This is a genomic window from Thiolapillus sp., assembly GCF_048562965.1.
Lineage (GTDB): Bacteria > Pseudomonadota > Gammaproteobacteria > Chromatiales > Chromatiaceae > Thiolapillus > Thiolapillus brandeum_A.
Genome location: NZ_JBHNMF010000980.1, coordinates 1 through 1047 on the forward strand (window position 1 = coordinate 1; position 1047 = coordinate 1047).

Here is a 1047-nt window from a genome sequence, read left to right on the forward strand (position 1 = left end):
CCAAAAAGGTCCAGGCCCTGAAACAGCACAAGAAGGGCCTGATGCAGCAGCTCTTCCCCGCCGAGGGCGAAACCACACCCCGCCTGCGCTTTCCCGAGTTTCGGGAGGCGGGGGCGTGGGAATTTATACCTCTAGAGGCCATTGCCCCCCTTGTCAATGACAGGGTACAACTCAAGGATATTTCGAATGTCAACTATGTGAGCACGGAGAATATTCTGCAAGATTTTGGCGGGGTAGCTGTTGCAAACAAACTCCCAACTGTTAATTCAGTGTCTTCTTTTCAAGCAGGGGATGTTTTGCTCGCAAATATTCGACCTTACTTAAAAAAAGTTTGGGCGGCCAACTTCTCTGGCGGGGCATCAAATGATGTTCTTGTGTTTAGACCTAGAAACTCCCAAGGCGGACAATACGTTGCCCACATTTTAAAGAATAATCGTTTCATTAATTACGTCATGGCAGGGGCGAAGGGAGTGAAAATGCCCCGCGGAGATATCAACTCCATAAAAGAATACCCTGTTCCAATACCGCCCGAGACTACCGAACAACAAAAAATCGCCCACTGCCTCTCCTCCCTTGACGAGGTGATCGGGCTGGAGTCGCACAAGCTCGACGCCCTCAAGAACCTCAAGAAAGGCCTGATGCAGCAGCTTTTCCCGCAGGATGTGGCATAGATGCAACCTTCTGTGCCGAACAGTCTCCTTCGCTCTGATCTGGACGGCAAGGCTCTGTTGCCGCAGGTAACGCAGGCCAGCCATTCTGAGCATCCCGAGGATGATCAATATCGCGGAGGGCAGGGAGGCGCCATGAACGTCCTTGTGTATCGCCAGGGGACGACAAACTGCCTTGTGTTGCATAAAACGATAATGGCGATACACAACAAAGGTTATATTGGTCGGCGGACACGCCGATATCCCCTGCTTTTTGCGAGGATTCCGGCAGGCCATCCATCATGGCGCGCCGCCGTCAGACCGCGCTTCATTTGTCACCCTGCCTCACGAGACGCTGCTGACCTGCCAAAAAACCACCCCGGAAGTAATCCCGGATACG

General features: G+C 52.7%; 1 protein-coding gene. It reads left to right on the top strand.

Annotated elements, in window-relative coordinates; all coding sequences use genetic code 11:
• Positions 1–671 (top strand): restriction endonuclease subunit S (locus tag ACOCD2_RS21630; RefSeq protein WP_419626093.1); only part of this gene is annotated, 671 nt, incomplete at its 5' end.
• Positions 672–1047: the final 376 nt, after the last annotated feature.